The sequence below is a fragment of the Desulfosoma sp. genome (assembly GCA_037481875.1).
Taxonomy (GTDB): domain Bacteria; phylum Desulfobacterota; class Syntrophobacteria; order Syntrophobacterales; family DSM-9756; genus Desulfosoma.
This window is the reverse complement of the sequence record JBBFKY010000001.1, coordinates 455,268-476,846: the sequence shown is the minus strand read 5'-3', so window position 1 is coordinate 476,846 and position 21,579 is coordinate 455,268. Positions and strand designations below refer to the sequence as shown.

The 21,579-nt window shown below is 52.6% G+C and carries 24 protein-coding genes; all 24 read left to right on the top strand.

What is annotated here, in order from left to right:
* Positions 1-9 precede the first annotated feature (9 nt).
* On the top strand, positions 10-465 hold the full coding sequence (fliJ, locus tag WHS46_02135; GenBank protein ID MEJ5347477.1) for a flagellar export protein FliJ: 456 nt from the start codon (positions 10-12) through the stop codon (positions 463-465).
* Positions 434-1,141, top strand: a complete 708-nt coding sequence (locus WHS46_02130) for a hypothetical protein (protein ID MEJ5347476.1) — start codon at positions 434-436, stop codon at positions 1,139-1,141. The genes fliJ and WHS46_02130 overlap by 32 nt, the downstream gene beginning before the upstream one ends.
* A 250-nt stretch (positions 1,142-1,391) precedes the next feature.
* Entirely contained in the window at positions 1,392-3,359 is a 1,968-nt protein-coding gene (locus WHS46_02125) for a flagellar hook-length control protein FliK (protein MEJ5347475.1), read from the top strand.
* A gap of 19 nt (positions 3,360-3,378) precedes the next feature.
* On the top strand, positions 3,379-4,095 hold the full coding sequence (locus tag WHS46_02120) for a FlgD immunoglobulin-like domain containing protein (protein MEJ5347474.1): 717 nt from the start codon (positions 3,379-3,381) through the stop codon (positions 4,093-4,095).
* A gap of 64 nt (positions 4,096-4,159) precedes the next feature.
* Positions 4,160-5,341 (top strand): flagellar hook-basal body complex protein, encoded by a 1,182-nt coding sequence (locus WHS46_02115; protein ID MEJ5347473.1) that lies wholly within the window; start codon positions 4,160-4,162, stop codon positions 5,339-5,341.
* A 305-nt stretch (positions 5,342-5,646) separates the two neighbouring features.
* Positions 5,647-6,411 carry a MotA/TolQ/ExbB proton channel family protein gene (locus WHS46_02110; GenBank protein MEJ5347472.1) on the top strand — a complete coding sequence of 255 codons (765 nt, stop codon included), beginning with the start codon at positions 5,647-5,649 and terminating at the stop codon, positions 6,409-6,411.
* 32 nt (positions 6,412-6,443) lie between these two features.
* Positions 6,444-6,959, top strand: coding sequence for a flagellar basal body-associated FliL family protein (locus WHS46_02105; GenBank protein MEJ5347471.1), 516 nt, complete (start codon positions 6,444-6,446; stop codon positions 6,957-6,959).
* A gap of 15 nt (positions 6,960-6,974) precedes the next feature.
* A complete protein-coding gene (gene fliM, locus WHS46_02100; GenBank protein MEJ5347470.1) occupies positions 6,975-7,964 on the top strand; it encodes a flagellar motor switch protein FliM in 990 nt (329 codons plus the stop codon).
* 25 nt (positions 7,965-7,989) lie between these two features.
* The gene (fliN, locus tag WHS46_02095) at positions 7,990-8,382 is read left to right on the top strand and encodes a flagellar motor switch protein FliN (GenBank protein MEJ5347469.1); all 393 of its coding nucleotides are present in this window, start codon (positions 7,990-7,992) and stop codon (positions 8,380-8,382) included.
* Between the two features lie 4 nt (positions 8,383-8,386).
* Positions 8,387-8,692 (top strand): flagellar biosynthetic protein FliO, encoded by a 306-nt coding sequence (gene fliO, locus WHS46_02090; GenBank protein MEJ5347468.1) that lies wholly within the window; start codon positions 8,387-8,389, stop codon positions 8,690-8,692.
* The gene (gene fliP / locus WHS46_02085; GenBank protein MEJ5347467.1) at positions 8,689-9,459 is read left to right on the top strand and encodes a flagellar type III secretion system pore protein FliP; all 771 of its coding nucleotides are present in this window, start codon (positions 8,689-8,691) and stop codon (positions 9,457-9,459) included. Before fliO ends, fliP begins: the two co-directional genes overlap by 4 nt.
* 13 nt (positions 9,460-9,472) lie before the next feature.
* A complete protein-coding gene (gene fliQ / locus WHS46_02080; protein MEJ5347466.1) occupies positions 9,473-9,742 on the top strand; it encodes a flagellar biosynthesis protein FliQ in 270 nt (89 codons plus the stop codon).
* A 44-nt stretch (positions 9,743-9,786) separates the two neighbouring features.
* Positions 9,787-10,560 carry a flagellar biosynthetic protein FliR gene (gene fliR, locus WHS46_02075; GenBank protein ID MEJ5347465.1) on the top strand — a complete coding sequence of 258 codons (774 nt, stop codon included), beginning with the start codon at positions 9,787-9,789 and terminating at the stop codon, positions 10,558-10,560.
* Between the two features lie 66 nt (positions 10,561-10,626).
* The gene (gene flhB, locus WHS46_02070) at positions 10,627-11,688 is read left to right on the top strand and encodes a flagellar biosynthesis protein FlhB (protein MEJ5347464.1); all 1,062 of its coding nucleotides are present in this window, start codon (positions 10,627-10,629) and stop codon (positions 11,686-11,688) included.
* A gap of 9 nt (positions 11,689-11,697) precedes the next feature.
* A complete protein-coding gene (gene flhA, locus WHS46_02065; protein ID MEJ5347463.1) occupies positions 11,698-13,800 on the top strand; it encodes a flagellar biosynthesis protein FlhA in 2,103 nt (700 codons plus the stop codon).
* Complete coding sequence (gene flhF / locus WHS46_02060) at positions 13,790-14,893, top strand: flagellar biosynthesis protein FlhF (protein MEJ5347462.1); 1,104 nt, start codon at positions 13,790-13,792, stop codon at positions 14,891-14,893. Before flhA ends, flhF begins: the two co-directional genes overlap by 11 nt.
* 15 nt (positions 14,894-14,908) lie before the next feature.
* On the top strand, positions 14,909-15,796 hold the full coding sequence (locus tag WHS46_02055; protein ID MEJ5347461.1) for a MinD/ParA family protein: 888 nt from the start codon (positions 14,909-14,911) through the stop codon (positions 15,794-15,796).
* A 16-nt stretch (positions 15,797-15,812) separates the two neighbouring features.
* Complete coding sequence (locus tag WHS46_02050) at positions 15,813-16,655, top strand: FliA/WhiG family RNA polymerase sigma factor (protein ID MEJ5347460.1); 843 nt, start codon at positions 15,813-15,815, stop codon at positions 16,653-16,655.
* 15 nt (positions 16,656-16,670) lie between these two features.
* Entirely contained in the window at positions 16,671-17,378 is a 708-nt protein-coding gene (locus tag WHS46_02045; protein ID MEJ5347459.1) for a hypothetical protein, read from the top strand.
* A 33-nt stretch (positions 17,379-17,411) separates the two neighbouring features.
* Positions 17,412-17,903, top strand: a complete 492-nt coding sequence (locus tag WHS46_02040; GenBank protein ID MEJ5347458.1) for a hypothetical protein — start codon at positions 17,412-17,414, stop codon at positions 17,901-17,903.
* 325 nt (positions 17,904-18,228) lie between these two features.
* Positions 18,229-18,906, top strand: coding sequence for a flagellar hook basal-body protein (locus tag WHS46_02035; GenBank protein MEJ5347457.1), 678 nt, complete (start codon positions 18,229-18,231; stop codon positions 18,904-18,906).
* Between the two features lie 17 nt (positions 18,907-18,923).
* Positions 18,924-19,706 (top strand): flagellar basal-body rod protein FlgG, encoded by a 783-nt coding sequence (flgG, locus tag WHS46_02030; GenBank protein ID MEJ5347456.1) that lies wholly within the window; start codon positions 18,924-18,926, stop codon positions 19,704-19,706.
* A 42-nt stretch (positions 19,707-19,748) separates the two neighbouring features.
* On the top strand, positions 19,749-20,768 hold the full coding sequence (gene flgA, locus WHS46_02025) for a flagellar basal body P-ring formation chaperone FlgA (protein ID MEJ5347455.1): 1,020 nt from the start codon (positions 19,749-19,751) through the stop codon (positions 20,766-20,768).
* Between the two features lie 41 nt (positions 20,769-20,809).
* Entirely contained in the window at positions 20,810-21,577 is a 768-nt protein-coding gene (locus WHS46_02020) for a flagellar basal body L-ring protein FlgH (GenBank protein MEJ5347454.1), read from the top strand.
* The last annotated feature ends 2 nt before the right edge of the window (positions 21,578-21,579 follow it).

Below are 21,579 nucleotides of genomic sequence, written 5' to 3'. Positions count from 1 at the left end.
AGGGCACTCGTGGGTTTCGTTTACCGATTCTCTAAGCTTCTGGAACATCGTCGGCAACAGCTTCGAGAAGCCCAGGTGGATTTGGCCCGTGCGGTGGAACAGGCCGCCGAAGTTGAAAAGATCCTGGCAAGCACCGAAAAAACCTTGGAAAGTTGTCGGCTCCGTTGGCAGCAACGTACACGAGAAGGTCTGCCTTTGGGGGAACATTTAGCTTATGAGCGCTACCTCTTGGATTTGGAACACCGGTTGCTAAAGCTTAAGACAGCCAGGGACCATGCCTGGCAACTCGTTCAGGAAAAGCAAAAGCGACTTGTGGAAAGGGACCGAGAGGTCAAGAAGTTGGAACGGCTTCAAGAGGTCGATTATGAAAAGTTCCGAAAAGATCAAAAAAAGCGAGAACAAAAGAAGCTTGACGAACTCGGCGCGCGAACGGATGTCGACACCTGCGGGGAAGGCTTGTCCTAACCAAGAACCCTCTTCGGAAAAAGCTCGTGCAAGACGTTCGTGGCTTCCGGCGCTTCTGGTCCTGGTTGTTCTCTTGTCCGTAGGAAAATTGGGTGTCACAGCGCTTCGGCTTTTTCCTCATCGCCCTTTTGTTTTCGCGAAAGCTTCGTCTTCCATCAGCGTGGCGGAAGTCCACGCTCAAGAGACCGCTCAGGCGGCACCTCACAAAAAGGATTTCGGAACTGGGGACGTCGCGGCGGAATCGTCCCGCAGGGGTTCCGAGGAAATTTTTGTGAGTCCAGAAACATGGGCTGCCGTTCGAGAACAGAAAAAGGCCCTTGAAACCAAGGAAATGGAACTGAAAGAAAGGGAAGCCCGCCTTCGGGAAATGGAGCAGGAAATAGAAAACCGCTTGAAAGAGCTCATCGCCATCCAAGACAAAATCAAACAGGCTCAACAGGAAATTCAAGCGTTTCGAGAAGAACGCGAACAGGCTCGAAACGCTCAGGTTCAAGCTCTGGCCAAAATCTACGGGAACATGAAGCCCAAGGAAGCGAGCCAACTTCTGGAAACCTTGGATGAACCCCTGGCAGTCAAGGTCATCAGCCTCATGAGCCCGGATCAGGTGGCCAAAATTCTCGCTTCCATGGAAACCAAAAAAGCCGCCAAACTCTCCAGAGCCCTCACAGGACGTTGAGGGCTTTTTCCCCCACTTGGCTTTTGCCCCCTGCCGTCTTGCCCTTCGAACACCACGCTTGGCAACTCTTGCAGGACATGGTGAAAAAATTTCCTCCTTCCCTCCATGCTCAATACCACCCGTAAATATCCAAGCCATTGAAAACATTATGTTTAATGGTTTCACTCGGGCTGGCATTCGGCTTGCTCAAAGAGGGCTGCGGTACAAGTCGAAAACGCTCACTTTTGGTTCACAAAAAAAAGGGGTTTTCATGAAAGGACTTTCCATCGGCCGCGCTGAACTTGTCAGTCGTTTTGTTTGCAAGGAGAGACAAAGGCTGAGTCGCGCCACGGAATCTTCCTTGTTCGCTGCGGAAGTGCAACAACAAAGCCGGCTTCTTCTCGGGGGACTTTCACAAACCAAACAGCCTGCCGGAAATGTTTACGGGACTTCGCAAAACCTTTCCATTTTGAAGCGTGAACTTCCGCATCGTTCTCAGAAAGTCCTCGGAGGCCAAACCGGTGAAAAGCCTCACATGGAAATCGCGGACCCTTTATTGGTGCAGGAAATTCTTGCCCTCTTTCACGTAAGCGCGGATCAAACCAAAAGAGCAGCGACTCTCACAGGCGATCAAGGAGCTCTATCCCTCGAAGAATTTGTCGCCATGTTGCAACGCAGCCATGAAGATTCCTTGACCGATTTCGGGCAGGAACAGCTTTCTTTCGATGACTTTCAAAAGCTTCTGAAAGCTATTCGTTGGTCCGACACAAAGGATCAGGTCGTATCCAAGCCGAACGAAAGAGAAGGGTCTTCATCTTATGACCGCTACCAGCTTATAAATACATTAAAGAATCTCCTGGCTGTGGCGGAAGCTCCATCAGATTCTCTTGAGTCTCACAAAACCGCCACGACCCCCTTCGAGACCGTTGATGCCACAGCACCTGCCGATACCTTCGGCCCTGAAGGCATGTTTGATGCGATTCAAGAGGATTTCACAGGGCCTTGGGAGCACTCGCCGTTCAGCGTTTGGCAAGGAAGCCAAAACCAAGGCGGAACTCAAGAACCTGATTCCAAGGCATCCCTTGCCTCGAAAAAAGACGAAATGAAGGAAACGCCTGTCGGGGAGACAAACTCTTCCGAAAACTCCGCAATCCTTGAGGCCCAAAGAGCTGAGACTCTTGAAGCTCCAAACGAAGACGCTCCCCCTCTAGACCTTCTGCAGCTCCCTTCTTCGGCTTCGGCAAACGGGATTCCTCAAAAGACCGAACTTGCGTCTTTCCACCAAAACGTTTCGCAATCTTGGACCGGCAGCTTTTCAAACGAGATCGGTCAAACAGGTCCGAAGGGTCTCCATGAACCTGGAGCTTCACTCATGGAAGATACTTCGGTGTTCTCGAGCCTTTCTCCTTCCCGGGATTCTCAGGCTCATGGACAAAATTTCAGCGAAAAACCCACAGGATTGACCTTCGACCCCACGTACCGTCAGGGAAGCCAACCGGCTGCCTGGTCTCTGATTTCTTCGGAAAGCGTGGGTGAATCCATGGAAAATCCATCCCTTTTTTCAGACTCTCTGCTTACAGACACCGCCAAGGATCTTTCACAGGCAAAGCTTGCGGTCACGAGCAAGGATTCGAGCACCCTGGATTCCTCGGCAGGCGATTCTTCATCTTTCAACAATCAACCGCCACCTTCTCAAGATGGATTCGTCAACACCTCAGCCCGAGAATCTTTTTGGGGACCGGCTTCGGCCAGTATCTCGCCGTCCTCCCCAGCCCAAAACAAGGCCGCTGAAAACCTAGCGACTTTATCTCTTGTCCAACCCGAATGGCCTCACGAACTAGGCCGTAAACTGGCAGCCCTTTCCCGGAGCGGCAAGAGTGTTTTGACTCTGGAACTTCAGCCTGAAAGCCTGGGCCGGCTGGTTCTAAGGGTCGAAACCCAGGGGAATCAAGTGAGCGCTTTGGTTCAAACGGAGCATCCTGAGGTGCGTCACATTCTTCACAGCAATAGTGCATTGCTCAGAGACGTCCTTGCCAAGGAGGGTCTTCAGTTGACCCACTTTTCCGTCGATGTGCACCAGGGTAACGGCACCTTGGCTCACGAACAAAGCGCCCACTGGCTGCTCAACACCACGCCGGCCCCAATGGTGGCTTCTTCAAGCGAGGAGCCCGATAAGACCGTGAACACACTGCACGTGCTGGACTCTGTCCTGGGTGGAACTCTCAGCGTGCGGGTCTAAAGCGTGACGGAGGAAAATCATGGCCGTGGCGTCAGTGCCTGCTTTGACACAAGACGCGGTGACCGCATCGGCGGCTAACACGCTGGGCGGCAAAAATCTTTCGGACATGAACGCTTTCTTGATGCTGTTCACAACCCAGCTGCAGCATCAGGATCCCACGAACCCCATGGCGTCCTACGAAATGGCCGCCCAACTGGCACAATTCAGTACGGTGGAAAAACTCACCCAAGTCCATGCGCAGCTTCAGACCCAACAGAACTATCTGATTTCTATCAACAACTCTTTGGGCGTGCAGCTGCTTGGAAAAACCGTGGTGGCTCTGGACAATCAACTCCAACTGAAAGACGGCAACGTTTCCCGAGCCGGTTTCACTTTGGACAATGGGGCCCACGTAGAAGTTACCATCACCGACAGTGCAGGGAAAACGGTGCGCACCCTTTCTGTGGGATCCGTTGATGCCGGCCGTCATGAATTCACCTGGGACGGCAAGGACAACCAAGGAAAGCCCGTCCCTAACGGCACCTATACCTTCACCGTGAAAGCCACAAACTCTTCCGGTGAATCCGTTCCTGTGCAGCCGTTGGTCTTGGGTCAAGTGTGCGGATTCGTTATGGAGGAAGGAGTCAATTACGTGGTCTTGGAACAGCAAGGAGGTCTTCGCGTGCCGGTGAGCTTTATCACCAGCATCGAAATCACATCGGGGAGTCAAGAAACGACTCAGGACATTGCAGCATAAGGTGTGAGCGACACCGAGGTCGTTTTCACGAAGAAACGAAAGGTTTTTCCTAAGGAGGTCAATTATGGGAATCAGCCAAGCCATGAACATCGGCGTCAGTGGACTCAACGCCAGTGCCACCGCTTTGACGGTGGTCAGCGACAATATCGCCAATGTGAATACCACGGCCTTCAAGAGCAATAGTGTACGATTCGGCGATCTTGTGGCCGGGTACTATTCCACCTTGTCCCAAGATACAGACCGGGAAGGTTCCGGAACGGCCATCATGGGCATTGTCACTCAATTCTCACAAGGGCCTCTTATCAGCACCACTCGCTGGTCCGACGTCGCCATTAACGGCGAAGGGTTCTTCAGTGTGCAGGTGCCTGGGACAACCAATGTTTACTACACTCGAGACGGCAGTTTTCATATGGACAAAGACGGGTATCTGGTGAATGAATTGGGTTACCGTGTGCTGAACCGTGACGGGAACGCCATCAAGGTGGATAATCCCAGCGACCCGCGCTTCGCCAACTATTATGTGGATAGCAACGGCCAGATCTGGGGGACTCCCACGGATCCGTCCCAGGTGGTGATCTACGCTCCTAATGCCAACCAATCCCCAAAAGCCTACGGCAGTGTCTATATCAAGGATCCCGTAAATAGCGACATTACCATCGCCCTTAATGACGGCACAGAACTGGTGCTTACACTCGGTGCAGACGACTCGTTTCATCTGAAGTTCAACACAGATACCGACGGGGACGGTGAGATGGATGCCTTTGTGGGTGCCATCAACCTTTCCGAATTTTCTCTGACGGAAATCGACATCGACGGGGACGGCACCCCTGATTTGCCCGGCATCAACCCCGATGCTCAACCCGGCTACTACTCCATCGCCGAAGTCAGCGCGACTCTTGCCAGCGGGAGTGATTGGTCTGAAGAAAACTGGATGGCCACATCCAACGATCCCCAACCGGTCTTGAACGCACAGCTTCGCGTGTCCACGTTTGCCAACAACAACGGGTTGATTCGCCAGGGGAACAACCTTTTCACACAAGGACCGGAATCCAAATTCCCCATTCATGGCGTGGCAAACGATGGAATTCGAGGAAACATTTTCAGCTCCACCATTGAAGGATCCAACGTGGATATCGCTAAAGAAATGGTGAACATGATCACCTACCAGGCCAGCTACAACGCCAATTCCAAAACCATCACCACTTCCGCGGAACTCCTGAATACAGCCGTCAACATGGTGCGCTAATGAACCTCTAAGGCTTTCAACTCCCTAAGCAAACCCCGGGTTGCCGGGGTTTGCTCACATTCAAGGCACCATCAAAGACACCACGCCCAGCTCGGCCAAAGCATTCCATCCCTTTACCGTCATGATTTTGACACTCCTTTGACCGTCATCGCCTAAGATAGCGATAAAGGATGCGTTTTTCCGTTGAGCGTATCCTGGCGCGAGGATTGCTATCGCAAACCATGGCGGGGGCCGGGGGCGCACTCTTGGTCGAGAAAAAAGAATGGATGGACGAACGGTCTGAAGAACAAGGGGTTTGAAGCTTTATGGACATTGCAACGGTTGTGGGCATCGTTTCCGCATTCGCTCTTGTCGTCGTCTCCATCATGATGGGAGGAAGTCTCGGCCTTTTTATCAACATTCCTTCGATTATGATTGTTTTCGGAGGAACCCTCGGTGCCACCATGATCAATTACCCTCTCGCGGATGTTCTGAGTGTTGTGAAGGTTGTCAAAAACGTGTTTTTCACCAAGGTGTGGAGCACTCAAGAGGTGGTGGATCGCTTTGTGGAGTTTGCCAACAAATCGCGGCGAGAAGGGATTCTCGCTTTGGAATCGGAAGTTCCCAATTTAAACGATCCTTTTCTCGTCAAGGGCTTGCAACTCACCATCGACGGCATGGAACCGGATGCCATCAGAGACATTCTGGAAACCGAGATTTCTTATCTGGAAGAACGGCACAAGTCCGGGGCCGAAATTTTGACGACCATGGCCACCTTTTTTCCGGCCATGGGGATGATCGGCACCCTGATCGGTCTCGTCCAAATGCTGGCCACCATGGATGATCCCAGTACCATCGGACCTGCCATGGCTGTGGCTTTGCTCACCACCTTTTACGGGGCTGTGGCGGCCAACCTGGTATGCCTTCCGATGGCGGGAAAACTCAAAAAACGAAGCCAGGAAGAAACCTTGGTGAAGGAAATGATTATCAGCGGCATTGTGAGTGTCGCCAATGGAGAGAACCCTAGAGTGATTGAACAAAAATTGCATTCGTTCGTGGCTCCAAGCGAACGAACGAGTCGGTTTGATTAAAAAGCCTTTAGATGCATCCAAGGAGTGAGGTCATGGCGCCCAAGAAAAAAGGCAAGGATGAAAAGGCTCCCGCCACCGACGAACAACCTAAAAAGAAGTCCCCGATCCTCAAGATTCTCATCCTTGTTATTGGACTGGCTGTTTTGGGAGGAGGTGGTTTTTTTGCCTACAAGAAGTTTTTTGCCGCCTCCGACGCCCCCGAGACTACCGAAGCCAAGCCCGCAGAGGCGAAAGCTTCCGTAGCCAAGCCGGTGGTGAAAAACCTGGACACCTTTTTGGTCAATCTAGCCGACCCTGGTGGCGAACGGTACCTGAAGGTGACCATGCAGCTGAGCCTCAGCAATGAAGCGGTCTCACAAGAAATCGACAATCGCATCGGGGAACTGAGGGATTCCGTGCTCTTGCTTCTTTCCAGCAAAGAATACGACGACATTTCAAGTCTTTCCGGAAAATTGGCGCTAAAGAAGACCTTGATGACCAATCTGAACCGAGCTCTTAAACAAGGCACGGTTCAGGATATCTATTTCACCGAGTTCTTGGTGCAATAGAGGCGAGATGGGACCATGGAGCAAGTCCTTTCCCAAGACGAAGTGGATGCCCTGCTCAAAGGGTTGAGCGACGGAGAGATCGAAACGGAGTCGGCGGCGGCCGCGGCCGAAGAGCAGAGCGGCATTCGGCCGTACGATCTCACCAGCCAGGACCGCATCATACGCGGTCGCATGCCGACTCTGGAAATCATCAATGATCGGTTTGCCCGTGTCCATCGTGTCACACTTTCCGGAGCCTTGCGCAAAGTGGTGGATATCACGGTGACTCAAAAGGAAATGATCAAATTCGGGGATTTCGCTCGAACCCTGCCGGTACCTACCAGTTTGCATGTGCTTAAGATGGAACCTTTTCGAGGCCATGTGCTTTTGGTGGTGGAAAGTCGTTTGATTTTCAATCTGGTGGATTGTTTTTTCGGCGGTTCGGGTCGTAGCAGTTTCAAGATCGAAGGCCGCGATTTCACTTCCATCGAAAACCGGGTCATCAATAAAGTGGTCCGTATGGCTCTGAAAGATCTGGAACAGGCATGGAATCCGGTCACACCTGTTTCCTTCAAATTTGTGCGCTCGGAAGTCAACCCTCAGTTCGCCACCATCGTGCCGCCGACGGAATTGGTAATAGTGGTTCACTACGAACTGGAAATGGACAGCTTGATGGGCAAAATCATTTTGTGTCTGCCCTATTCGACCATTGAACCCATTCGGTCCAAGCTTTCCGCCAGTTACCAAAGTGATCAGTTGGAAGTGGATTATTCCTGGACGCGACGCTTCATTCGGCGGCTTCGAGAAATCCCTGTGCAACTGTGTGTGCATCTCGGACGCACGGAAATCAAAGGCCAAGATCTTTTAAGACTGGAAAAAGGCGACATTATCGTTTTGGACCAAGACGTGAACCATCCTTTGACCGTCAGTGTGGAAAAGGTGCCCAAATACAAAGCCTTTCCCGGAGTTCACAAAGGCAATCATGCCGTGAAAATCGTCGATTTCGTCATATCGATGCGCGAATAAGGGTCCTAGAAAGGGAGTGGTGCTGATGGCCGATCAAACCGTCGTCAAAGAATCCATTCAGTTGGAGCCCATGGAAGCTCCTCGAGTGCCCCAGGCTTCCATGGCCCCAAGGAACAGCGAAGAGTCCGAAAACGAAGAGGCTGGTCTCAAGAAAGACATTCGAGACCTGGAATTCATTCTGGATCTTCCTTTGGAAGTCTCCGTGGAATTGGGCCGAGCCAAGATGCTCATTAACGACCTTTTGCAACTGGGCCAAGGATCCGTGGTGGAATTGAACAAATTCGCCGGAGAACCTTTGGAAATTCTGGTCAACAACCGTTTGGTGGCTCGAGGGGAAGCCGTCGTCGTCAATGAAAAGTTCGGTGTCCGCATCACGGACATTGTAAGCCCCATGGAACGCGTCAAACAGCTGGGGTAGAGAGATGGAATTCCCGGTGGAAATCCTTAAAACCCTCGGAAGCCTCGTCCTGGTCTTAGGGCTGCTGCTAGGGGGGCTGTACGCACTTCGACGCTGGGGTCAAAAGTTCATCAAGGGATCCGGCACAGGGCGAATTGACATCCTAGAACGCCGCTACCTGGGACCGAAGCATTCCCTGCTGCTTGTCCGTGTCGCCGAAGAAACGTTGCTTCTGGGCTTATCCCCTCAGGGGCTCACCTATCTCACAGCGGTAGGCCTTGAGGGGACACCGACTGAGAAAACACCTTCGGTCAAGGATGAGGTTCGATGAAGCACCTAAAGGCTCTCGTGATCCTTGTCGCCTTTTTAGGCATTTTGACGGTGGTCTTGGGGAATTCCCAAGAAGCGTGGAGCGCCGATGTTAACCTTCCTGCTTTTCGGCTGCATTGGCATGAGCCTTCGGCCCCGGAACAGGTGTCCAATCTTTTGAAGATTGTTTTCGTGCTCACAGTCGTCTCCGTCGCTCCATCCATTCTCCTGCTCATGACCTGCTTCACTCGTCTCGCGGTGGTTCTGGCTTTCTTGAGGACGGCTCTGGGCACGCAGCAGTCCCCGCCGAACCAGGTCATCGTGGGACTGGCCCTTTTTTTAACCATCTCCATCATGTGGCCGGTGTGGCAGCAAATTCATCAGGAAGCGGTAATCCCTCTTCAAAACCAGGCCATTGACGGCAACACCTTTATGCAAAGGGCAGTCGAACCGCTCAAGGCTTTCATGATGAAACAAACACGCCTCAAGGACCTGAAACTCTTTGTGTCTTTGACACAACAGGAAAAACCCCAAAATCCTGAGGATGTGCCTTTGTCGGCGGTGGTACCGGCTTTTGTCATCAGCGAATTGAAAACAGCTTTCCAAATCGGTTTCTTGCTCTACATTCCTTTTCTGGTCTTGGACATGGTGGTGGCCAGCGTGCTGTTATCCATGGGGATGATGATGCTTCCTCCGGTGATGATTTCGCTTCCCTTTAAATTGATGCTCTTCGTGCTGGTGGACGGATGGAACCTACTCATCGGTTCCCTGGTCAAAAGCTTTTCCTGAAGGATTCTGGATCATGACCCAAGAATTCGTCATCGGCCTCGCCCGACAAGCTCTGGAAACCATGCTGATGGTCAGTCTGCCCGTGTTGCTTACCAGCCTTGTGGTCGGTGTCCTGATCAGTTTGTTTCAGGCGGTCACTCAGATTCAGGAAATGACCCTGACGTTCGTGCCCAAGATCATTATGACCTTTCTTTCCCTGCTGTTTTTTGGTTCATGGATGACGGGCCGTATGATTTCTTTCGCTCGCTCCCTTTTGGAAAATATGCCTTACTGGATTCGCTGACGTCTTTCAACATACAAACGATTTCGTGACGATCATGAAAAAGAATGATTTCCCTTTTCATTGACCCTCTAAGCGTCCGGATTTTCTTAAGCGTTTTCCTGCGTCTCAGCCTCGTGCTGTTTTTGCTTCCCGTTTTTCGCACACGCCAAGTCCCCGCTGCCGTCAAGGCATGGTCGGTCTGGGCTCTGGCTCTTATCATCACACCTCTAAGCGCTTCCAACGTGCCACCCCTTCCCCTGGAACCTCTCCCTCTTATGGGGATGATTCTCAGCGAGCTGATCTACGCGATCCTTTTCGCCCTTTCCATGAACATCATCTATGCCGCCTTTCATATGGCCGGTCAAATCATCTCCTTTCAGATGGGCCTAGGATTGGCGGAAGTGATCGATCCGCACACTGGAAACCAGGATGTCTTGCTCAGCCAGTGGCTGCAAATCTTGGCCACCCTTTTCTTCTTTACCATCGAGGGACATCTGGTGGTGCTTCGAACCTTCATCGAAAGCTTTCAGACCGTACCCGTAGGCAGCTTTCTCCTCACCCAAAACGTTCTACACAACATAATCCTTCTTTCAGGACGCTTGTTTCTCATCGCCCTTAAAATCGCCGCCCCCATCATGGCCGCCCAGCTGGTGCTCCAAGCCGGTTTCGCTGTCATGGCCAAATTTTCCCCTCAGATCCATATCCTCATGGTGAGCTTTCCCATCACCATAGGGGTTGGCATCTTCTTTGCCCTCCTTTCCCTTCCGGAATGGGCTGCAAGCATGGCGGACACTCTGACCTTGCTGCTCAAATTCTTTCGAGCCGTCGGGCTTTCTTAAAAACGTCGATTCATTGACCTTTAGGGCGTCAAAATTTTCCCTGTTTGGATAGGCGGGTGTCTTTTTATGGCCGGAGCTCAAGAACGGACCGAAAAACCTACCAGTAAGCGTTTGGCGGAAGCCCGTCGCAAGGGGAACGTTCCCAAAAGTCAGGAACTGACGGCCTTGACGGTGCTTGGTGTGGGATTTTTCAGCTCGATCCTTCAAATGAAAGCTTTTCCACTGTATTTTCGAGAGCTTTTGGACGGGCTGTGGGGCCAAGGGCTTTTCACTCCGGAGGCTTGGACCACCGATACATCCCTGATGATCCGCATCTTCGTTATTTTTCTTCGCATGGCTGGTCCCGTGATTTTCGCGGTTTTAATGACTGGGATCATTGTTCAGCTATGGCAGCTTAAGGGTTTGCTTTTAGCGCCCAAAGCTTTGGAACCCAAGCTGTCCAAGGTGAATCCTCTCACTGGGCTGAAACGATTCTTTCAGATGCGCATGCTCATGGAGACCGCCAAATCGTTGTTCAAGATTCTGGTGGTCAGTGTTGTGCTTTACACGGTCATGGAAAGCGAACGGCTCTCCTTTGGAGCCCTTGTGCACATGGATCTTTTCAGCATGAGTCGAGAAACGGGTCGCATCATGTTTCGGTTCCTGTGGAAAGCCGGCGTGTTTTTCTTGATCCTGGCGGTCTTGGATTTCGCCTACCAGCGTTGGCAGTACACCAAGGACCTCATGATGACCAAGCAGGAAGTCAAAGAAGAACACAAACAGGCGGAAGGCAATCCTCAGATTAAGTCGCGCATCCGTTCCATTCAAAGAGCCCTGGCACGTCAACGCATGATGTCCAAGGTCCCTAAAGCTACTGTGGTGATCACCAACCCGACCCATTACGCCGTCGCCCTTTTCTACCAAGAAGGACTAGAAGCTCCAAAGGTGGTCGCCAAAGGCATGAACTTGATCGCTCAAAACATCGTACGGATCGCTCGCGAACACAAAGTCCCGGTGGTCCAGAACCCGCCTCTGGCACGCGCCTTGTATCACCAAGTGAAGCTGGATCAGGTCATTCCCGAAACCTTGTACCGGGCCGTGGCCAAGGTTCTGGCGTATGTCTATCAACAACGTCGTCAAAGATCATAGGATGGAACCATGCCCAACTCCACATCGCCCGCAGTGTCCCGCATGCGCTGGAATTTGAAAAGCTTCAGTGATGCCGATGCCGCTCTAGGGGTTGGCGTTGTGGCCGTGCTGACGGTCATGCTTTTGCCTGTTCCCGGCCGTGTCTTGGATGTTCTTTTGGCCATCAATATCTCCTTCGGTATCCTTATTCTGCTGACCACCATCTACACGGCCCGTCCTCTGGATTTCGGCATCTTTCCCACGCTGTTGCTCATCACCACTTTGTTTCGGCTCGCCCTTAACGTGGCCAGCACCCGTCTCATTCTTCTGAAAGGAGACCAAGGAACCGACGCCGCCGGCCATATCATTCAAGCTTTCGGGCAGTTCGTGGTGGGAGGCAACTACGTCATCGGATTGGTGATTTTCGTCATTTTGGTGATCGTCAATTTCGTCGTCATCACGAAGGGTACGGAACGCATCTCCGAAGTGGCCGCCCGATTCACCCTGGACGCCATGCCCGGCAAACAAATGAGTATCGACGCCGATCTCAATGCAGGCCTCATCGATGAAAAGAAGGCTCGAGAACGCCGCCTGGAAATCATGCGGGAAGCGGACTTTTACGGAAGCATGGACGGCGCCAGCAAGTTCGTTCGAGGGGATGCCATCGCCGGCATTTTGATCACCTTGATCAACATCCTTGGAGGCTTCGCCATCGGGGTGTTGCAGCGAGGCATGGATCTGGGGGAAGCCCTCAGGAATTATACACTCCTGACCGTCGGTGACGGGCTGGTCTCTCAAATTCCTGCATTGATCATTTCCACGGCAGCCGGTGTGTTGGTCAGTCGAGCCGAATTGGACCAAGGCATGGGGGAAGCCCTTAAAAGTCAGCTGACCCTGAGTCCCAAACCCTTAGGCATCACAGGCGGGTTGCTCTGCGCTTTGGCCCTCGTGCCCGGCTTTCCCTTTGTGCCCTTGGTCCTTGTGGGCGGTGGACTTCTGGGGTTGTCTTACCAAAAAGGACAGCAACGCAAGGTTAAAGCCATGCAAGAAAAGCAGGTGGAAGCTGCCAAGAAAAAGGAGGAAAAGACCGCTTCGGCTCTACCTCCTCCCTTGGATCTTTTGGAACTGGAGGTGGGTTACGGCTTGATTCCTTTGGTTGACGGAGAACATCCTTCGGATCTTCTGGGCCGTATTCGCTCCATTCGCCAGCAGCTGGCCTTGGAATACGGTATCGTGGTGCCGTCTCTGCACGTTCGAGACAACCTGCAACTGAAACCGTCCGAATACCGACTCCTGCTCAAAGGAAACCCCATCGCTCGAGCGGAACTCATGCTGGGCCATCATCTGGCCTTGCCCACCTCTGATCGTCATCCCGCCGTGGACGGCATTCCCACCAAGGACCCAGCCTTTGGCCTCCCGGCTCTTTGGGTGCCAGATCGAAACAAAGAAGCCGCCACACGGGCAGGGTACACCTTGATCGATCTTTCGACGGTGGTCGCCACCCATTTGACGGAACTTTTCAAAAAACATGCTGATGAATTTCTTACACGTCAAACAGTCCAAAAGCTTTTGGATATGGTCGCTCAATCCCACCCCAAGCTGATCGAAGAATTGACACCCAACCCGCTGCCCCTCGGTGTCATTCAAAAAGTGCTTCAAAACCTGGTTCGAGAAAAAGTCTCCATTCGTGACCTGCAGAGCATCTGCGAAACCCTGGCCGACTATGGGCCGGTGACCAAGGATCCCGAGATTCTCACCGAATACGTCCGTCAGGCTCTCGCCCGAACGATCACTCGACCCTATGAAAAGGACGGAAGACTCCACGTCCTCACCCTGCATCCACACCTGGAAGAAAAGCTGGCGCAAAGTATTCAGAAAACGGAGCATGGATCCTTCCTGTCCATGGATCCCGAGCTTCTCAACAGGATCATTCAATCCACCACCACGGAAGTCCAACGGGCCGCCAACGCAGGCCATCACCCCGTGATTCTCACAACCCCAATGCTACGACGACACATTAAGAAACTTTTGGAACGGTTCTTGCCTGAAGTGGTGGTGATCAGTCACGGCGAATTGAGCAATTTGTCGGAAATACAGTCCGTGGGCATGATTCGAGGCTCCCATGCAAGTTAAAACCTTTACCGCCCCTACCATGCAACAGGCCTTGGAACTGGTTCGAAAAGAATTGGGACCGGAAGCCATTCTTCTGGGGAACCGAAAGTTTAAGGATACCGAAGGTAAACCGTGTATCGAGATCACCGCAGCCGTGGACCGAACCCTTCCAAAGGACCTCAACACTGAACAGGTGAAAAAAGAAACCCCTACGCCCCCTCAAGACATCATCCTTCATGAACAACTGGAAGACATTCGAGGCCTTTTGTCCTTACTCATCTCCGCCAAAGACACCTTCCTGCGCCTTCAAGGCCATGAACCTGTCTCCCAGCTCTTTCAACACCTTCTGCTTCGAGGACTGAACGAAAAAAACGCCTTCACGCTGCTTCAACACATTCTTTCCACTTTTACCGACACGAAGCCGTCCAAGAGTCAACTTTTGGACGCTCTGTCATGTCAACTCGCCGACAGAGTGAGCCTGGTGGATCCATTTTCGGGGCCTGGGCCGAGGGGGGAACGTCCCATGATGTATGTTTTTCTTGGGCCCACAGGGGTTGGAAAGACCACCACCTTGGCCAAGGTAGCCGCTTATTTGAAGGTAAAGCGCAAGCTTTCCATCGGTCTGATTTCTTTGGATACCTATCGCATAGGGGCTTTGGATCAACTGAAAACCTATGCAGACATTTTGGACGTGCCTTTGAAGGTGGCCCAAACACGCCTTGAGCTGGTTTCGGCGCGTGAGTCGCTCAAGGAAACATCGCTGGTGCTGGTGGACACAACGGGTCGCAACTACTTGAATGGGCAAAGCATTCAGGACCTCGAGGAGATTTTTCGGGATCTGGACGGTGTCTATCCTTTCTTGGTCTTGAGTGCCACGGCCAAGGACGAAGACCTGCGGCACGTCATTCAGCGATTTTGGCCTTTGGCTCCACAGAGCCTCATTTTTACGAAGATTGACGAAACATTGACTCCGGGGACCATTTTGAACCCTTTGCTGCGATTTCCCCACCCTGTGTCGTATTTGGGTGTAGGCCAGAGGGTTCCTGAGGATTTGGTGAAAGCGACCCATAAACGCATCTTGAGTTTCTTTTTTCCGCGCGGGCAGTGGCGATGAGGAGAAAGAGGAACCATGGATCAGGCGCTCGGACTTCGCAAGAAAACCTCATCTCGTGACCCCTGGAACGGCGGTCGCCCTTTGAAAGCTGCGTTTGAGGAGGCCATGGTGCGAAGCTTTTCGGTCAGTAGTGGCAAAGGGGGGGTGGGCAAGAGCAACGTGGTGGTGAATTTGGCCTTAGCACTCGATCGGTTGGGCCGGCGGGTGATGATTTTGGATGCCGATCTTGGTTTGGCCAACGTGGACGTGCTTTTGGGACTGACCCCTGCACACAACATCAGCCATGTGCTGAACGGCAGCCGCCGACTTGAAGAAGTGCTTGTCTCGGGCCCCGGAAACATTCGCATCATGCCGGCCAGCTCAGGTGTGCAGCAACTGACTCAGCTTTCCCAGGAACAAAAAATCCTTCTTGTGGATTTGATGGATGATTTGGAAGCGGAGGTGGATGTCCTGCTCATTGATACCGGTGCGGGTATTTCCGATACGGTGCTTTATTTCAACGTGGCGGCTCAAGAAAAAATCGTCGTGGTCACTCCGGAACCCACATCGCTCACCGACGCCTATGCTTTCATCAAGGTCATGTTCACACGCCACGGCGAACGTTCCTTTCGCATTCTTGCCAACGCCGTCGCGGACGAAAAGGAAGGACATGCCGTTTTTCGCAAGCTTAGCCGGGTAGCGGATCACTTTCTTGACGGTATCTCACTGGATTACCTGGGCTGGATTCCTCGGGATCCCAGTGTCCCGGAAGCCGTTCGTCGACAGAAAGCCCTTTTGGAAGTTTTTCCAGGGGCCCCGGCATCGCGCGCTTTCATGGATATCGCTCGACGTCTCAACCGTGAGGCCCCGACTATGCCCAAAGGAACGATCCAATTTTTCTGGAAGCGACTTTTGCAGGTGTAACGGAACGGAGAACATTATGAACCCTCTTGCCTCCCCGATCAGCTATGCGAGCTGTGACAAGGACGATTTCGCTCCTCTGGGGTGCGCCAGTCGAGATGAGGCCATTCTTAAATTTTATCCCCTAGTGCGCTACACGGCTTACCGCTTGGCCGCTCGGCTACCCAACACCATCGGAATGGAAGACCTGTGCGCCGCGGGGGTCATAGGCCTGATGGACGCCATCGAAAAGTACGACCCGAGTCAGTCGGTTTCCTTTGAAAACTACGCCAAGATTCGTATTCGGGGCGCCATGCTGGACGAAATACGTTCCATGGACTGGATACCCCGGTCATTACGTCAAAAATCATCGGAAATGGAAAAGGTATGCGCCTCCCTAGAAAAGAAACTTGGACGTTTTCCAGAAGATGAGGAAATCGCTGCGGAGCTGGGTCTGGATTTGGAAAGTTACTTTGAACTGCTGGACGATCTCAAGGGCATCTCTTTTCTACCGGAAGATCTCAACGAGTACATTCAGGAAAACCGGGAACCGGCCCACTTGGCCACAGACCCCGATGAGGTTTTTCACCAGATTCACAAAAGTGAACTGCAACGCCTCGTGGCCGAGTGCATTGAGACTCTCAGCGAAAAGGAAAAGCTGGTCCTTTCCCTCTATTATTTTGAAGAACTGACCATGCGAGAGGTGGGCGCCGTGATGGGTTATACGGAATCACGTATTTCCCAAATCCATACCAAAGCCGTACTCAAGCTGCGTCTTCGGCTCGCCAAGCTATTGAGTGCCGACGATCTTCCCGACGGAATGTCTGTGTTGAAAAAACAAGAAATCGAAGCCTCGACGCAGCGCACCACAGACAAAGTGTAGAAAAGGAGCATCCCCATGGCAAACATGCCCTTGGAAACCGCTCCGACGTCTGAAGCGAAGAACCCCTCCGGTCGCCAAGAAAATGTTTTCTTGGTGGAAAACACCAACATTGATCTGGGGGCGCTTTTCGCCACTATCGATAAGAAGCCAGCCCCCCAGGGAGAATCCAACCCTGCGACTACGACCAAGGAATCCTCAAAACCCGAACCCAAAACCGAAATTTCAAAGGAAACCTCAGAAACCGTCCGGGAAACGGTTCCTGAAAAAAGGGTCATGGGAAAACGCGGCGCCATTCTAGGAGCTCTTGCGGCACTGAGTATCCTTGCCATCGGGGCCACGATAGGCCATAAATTCTTCCTTTCCTCTCGACCCCGGACCCCTGTGACAAAGAATGCCTCTGTCGTGCGCCAGCACATCGCCATTCCCCACGCTCTGGAAAAAATCGAGCTCATTTTTACGGCCCAATCCAAGGAAAAGGAGGAATGGCTTTGCATGAACCTTGTGGTGCATGCGGCCCGGCCCGATGCCGAAGCTATTCTTTCGGAGATTCGTGTGGCTTTGCGAGACAGTGTTTACGGCTTTTTGATTCAACAGCGTCCGGAAAAAAACGTTCGGCGTTCTTGGGCTCCTATCGTGGAAAAAGAACTCCTTACGAAATTACAAAACCGTTTTCCCCAAGCCGGCATCGTCGCGGTTGAACTGGAAGATCTGCAAAGGATATGAATTTCTTGACCTTGAGTCTTTGAGGCGTTTTCCATGTGGGTCTGGATTCAAAACAGTGACTGGAGCACATTGCTGCAGCTCCTGCTGGACTTACTTCTCTTATTTCTGGTTATCGTTCTTCTGTGGCATCGACGTCGCCCAAGCTCCTCGGAATCTGCAGAACCTCGCCATGTGTTGGAATCCTTTGAACGCATCTTGAACGAAACGAAGGCCTTGAGCGAGGAATTCGATCGCAATCTTCGAGACCGAGGGCGTTTGATTCAAAACGTGCTGGAAGCCTTGGACGCCAAGGTGAGTGAAGCGCGAAGCGTTCTAAAAAAACTCGAGGAACTGCAAGGTCCGGCTTCCTCGGCAAGCTCTGAAGCACAAGGTGAAATACCATCCAAGACTTTGACGCAAAGAATCCTTGCTCTGGCCGACGCAGGCCATTCCCCTCAAGAAATCGCCTCCAGGATTCATCGCTCCCTTGGGGAAGTGGAACTGATCCTCGGTCTTCACAAACTCCAGCAGAAAAAATCTTTATAACTTTCGAACCGGACCCATCCTCTTTACTTCAAGAATTTTATTGTGAAACGGACACTTGGGGCCAGCCGCCACTAGGTTTTTCGCACCTTGAAGAAAACCACCCCAAAGATTCCTGGGCACCTGGTCACAAGAGAGGTTTGGGGACGGACACAGAGGTCCTCACCCACAGTTTTTTGGAATCCTGGAAGGAAGTCGTCAGGTTTGAGCTTTTCTGTGGGCCGGCACATGAGCCACCTTTACCCGGCTATGCTGGGTAGGAATCGAGCGACAGCACCATGATTTGGCACCGAGGTTGCTTCCTTCACTGGTCGAAAGGAGGTACCCCATGCGACTTAGTCCCTACACGTCGGTTCTCGGTGCCATACAACAGGAAAAACGCATGGACATCATCGCCAATAATTTGGCGAACGCTGCCACGCCAGGATTTCGCAAAGTGGGCGCGCGTTTCGAGGATTTCATGGATCTTCAAACCTATGTCCAAACGACGCAAGGTCCCGTCCATCGCACCGGAAACCCCATGGACGTAGCTATCAACGGGGAGGGGTACTTTCGTGTCCAAACCGATCGAGGGGAACGCTACACACGTGCCGGAAATTTGACAGTGGATGCCCAGGGTCGTTTGGTCACCGCCGACGGCTGGCCTGTCCTAGGGCAAGGCGGCATCATTACGCTGCAGGGCACCGATTTTCGTATCGATGCCTCAGGTCAAGTCTATGACGGAGAAACCCCGGTAGACACGCTGGATGTGGTGGCCTTTGGGCCCGAGGTGGTCTTAGTCCACGATGAACGCAACTTACTCAAGCCTTCGGACCCAAACGTGTTTCCCATGCCCGCGCAAAACTTCACCTTGGAACAAGGGGCCTTGGAGGGGGCAAATTTTTCCACGGTGCAGGAAATGACTTCCATGATCGAAACACTACGCATTTTTGAAGCCTGTCAAAAGATCATGAAAATTTCCCACCAAGAAGACAGAGAAATCATCAATCAACTGGCGAAGTCTTAAGGGAGGCACATGGAGCCATGATGCGAAGTCTTTGGACGGCCGCAACAGGCATGGATGCCCAGCAACTGAATATGGACGTGGTGGCCCATAATTTGGCCAATGCCAATACCACGGCCTTTAAGAAAAGCCGGGCGAATTTTGAGGACCTGATCTACCAGAATTTGATTCCACCCGGCGCCGAAACGGGAGCTGCCGGCAGAATACCCACAGGCATTCAGATCGGCATGGGTGTCAAGACGGCCTCAGTGCAAAAGATCTTCACACAAGGGAATTTTACGGAAACAGGAAACCAGCTGGACTTGGCCATTGAAGGCAAAGGTTTTTTCAAGATCCTTCGAGGTGCCGATGAAGTGTACACGCGTGCCGGAACCTTCAAGCTGGATGCGGAAGGTTACCTGGTGGATGTCGAAGGGAACCGTCTGCAGCCGGAGGTGAGTATTCCTCGTGAGGCCGTGACAGTGAACATTGATCCACGAGGAACCCTTAGCGCCTTTGATCAAAACGGAACCCTGCTCGCCTCCGCCAACCTCACCCTCTACGACTTTCCCAACCCGGCCGGGTTGCTAAGTCTTGGAAAGAACTATTTCGCTCCTTCCGAGGCGTCGGGAGAAGCCGTGGAGGGGCAACCGGGAACTGAAGGCTATGGCACCTTACTTCAGGGATTTCTGGAAAGTGCCAATATCAATGTGGTGGAAGAAATGGTCAACATGATCGCCGGCCAAAGGGCTTACGAGGCCAATTCAAAAGTCATTCGCACGGCGGACGAAATGCTTCGCATCGCCAACAGTGTGGCTTCGTAAAGACTCGGCCGCGTATTCGGTCGCCAAAGAGGTGATAAAGGCATGAAAGTCTTCGTGACGGTCCTTGTGGTTTTGAGCCTGGTGAGCGCAGGTTCCATGGCGGCGGCTTTGCAAGAGGAAAGTCGATCGGGATCTTTTGTGAATACGCCGCCTTCCATGATCGAGGTCCGTTCCATCGTGGAGACATCGCAGGAGACACTCACACTCTATGATCTTTTGGAAAACCCGGAAACCTTGCCGCCTCAATGGGTCCAAGCATTCCAAACCATTTCTCTGGGACAAAGCCCATCCTTAGGGTCGGAAAAGTCGGTACGCACAGACCACCTGGGCCCCTATCTCAGAAACTTGCTCGCGTCTCTGGGAGTCAACCCCGACACGGTACTCTTCTCCATTCCGGAACGGATTACTTTGCGTCGAAAGGCAGCGGCCTTGAACACCAAAGAGATTGAAGACCTTTATCGCGCCTACATTCAGAACCACGCTCCTTGGAACCCGTCGGAAATGGAAATTCGCGATATTGTCATCTCCGGGCTCGCCATGATCCCTGACGGCCGCGTAACGCATGAAATCGAGGCTCCACAGAATTCTTCCTTTGTCGGCGTAGTCCCCTTGACCATTCACTTCTTCGTGGACAGTCAAAAGGTGCGTAGCCTTCGCGTAGCCGGAAAGGTCATCGTTCGTCGCACGGTGCTTCATGCGAACCAAAATCTTCGCCGGGACACAATACTAGGGCCGGAACACTTGGAATTCCGGGAAATGATTCTAACAGACGCCGAAAAAACTTACGCCACGCGACTGGAAGATGTGGTGGGAAAAAGGCTCATTCGTCCGGTGAGCCCTCGGCAGCCCTTGGAAATGTCCTTCCTGGACAAGCCTCTGTGCATCACCTCCGGAAAACCCGTCACCATCCTCTACCACCAGGGCTCCCTCAGGGTCTCCGCCAAAGGTATTTCCAAAGACAACGGGGCGGAAGGGGACTGGATTCGAGTGGTGAACGTCACTTCCCAAAAAACGGTCAAGGCTCGCGTGATGGATGAAACCACCGTGACGGTGACTCCTTGAATGGGCTCTTTGAGGTTCCGTAAAACAAAAAGGGGAGCTTCATGGAAAAAGGATGCGCAACACTTAAAAGACTTTTGAGAAGGTTGAGCCTCTACGGCTTCCTGGGGCTCATAACCGCCGGGCTGTACGGATGCGCCACGCACGAGGCCATTGTGAGCACTCCGGCACAACACCCACAGCCTCCTTTGCCGCCCCCTCCTCCACTTCAGGAACAGTGGGCTCCTTCCCCCACGGAACTGGCCCAGCCAAAGCCGGTTCCAACGGGGTCTCTCTGGAACGCGCGTCAGGAATCCCTGTTTCAGGACATCAAGGCCCATCGTGTGGGGGACATTGTGACCATTATGGTCAGTGAGCAGTCCAAAGCGTCCAAAGAAGCCGCTACGTCCACGAGCCGCACCCGGGAGCTGAAAGGAGAAGGAAATTTCATGGGTTTAAGCACACCTTCCCAGACGATCCTTCAACCGGTCAACAAGACAGGATATGGCCTCAACTTTGACAGCACCTTTACAGGAAAAGGCAGCACCAAAAAAGCGGATTCCATGACGGCCTATATGACGGCTACCGTGACGGAGATTCTTCCCAACGGCAACCTGGTGATTCGCGGATCTCGATGGACCAAAGTCAACGATGAACTGCAACAGATTGTTCTCGAAGGCGTCGTGAGGCCCATGGACATCACACGAGACAACACCGTGCTGTCGCAAAACATTGCGGAGGCCAAAATCTTTTTCGTGGGTAAGGGTCCGGTGAGTCGCCATCAGAAGCCAGGCTGGTTGGGCCAGCTTTTGGACACCGTCTTGCCTTTTTGACC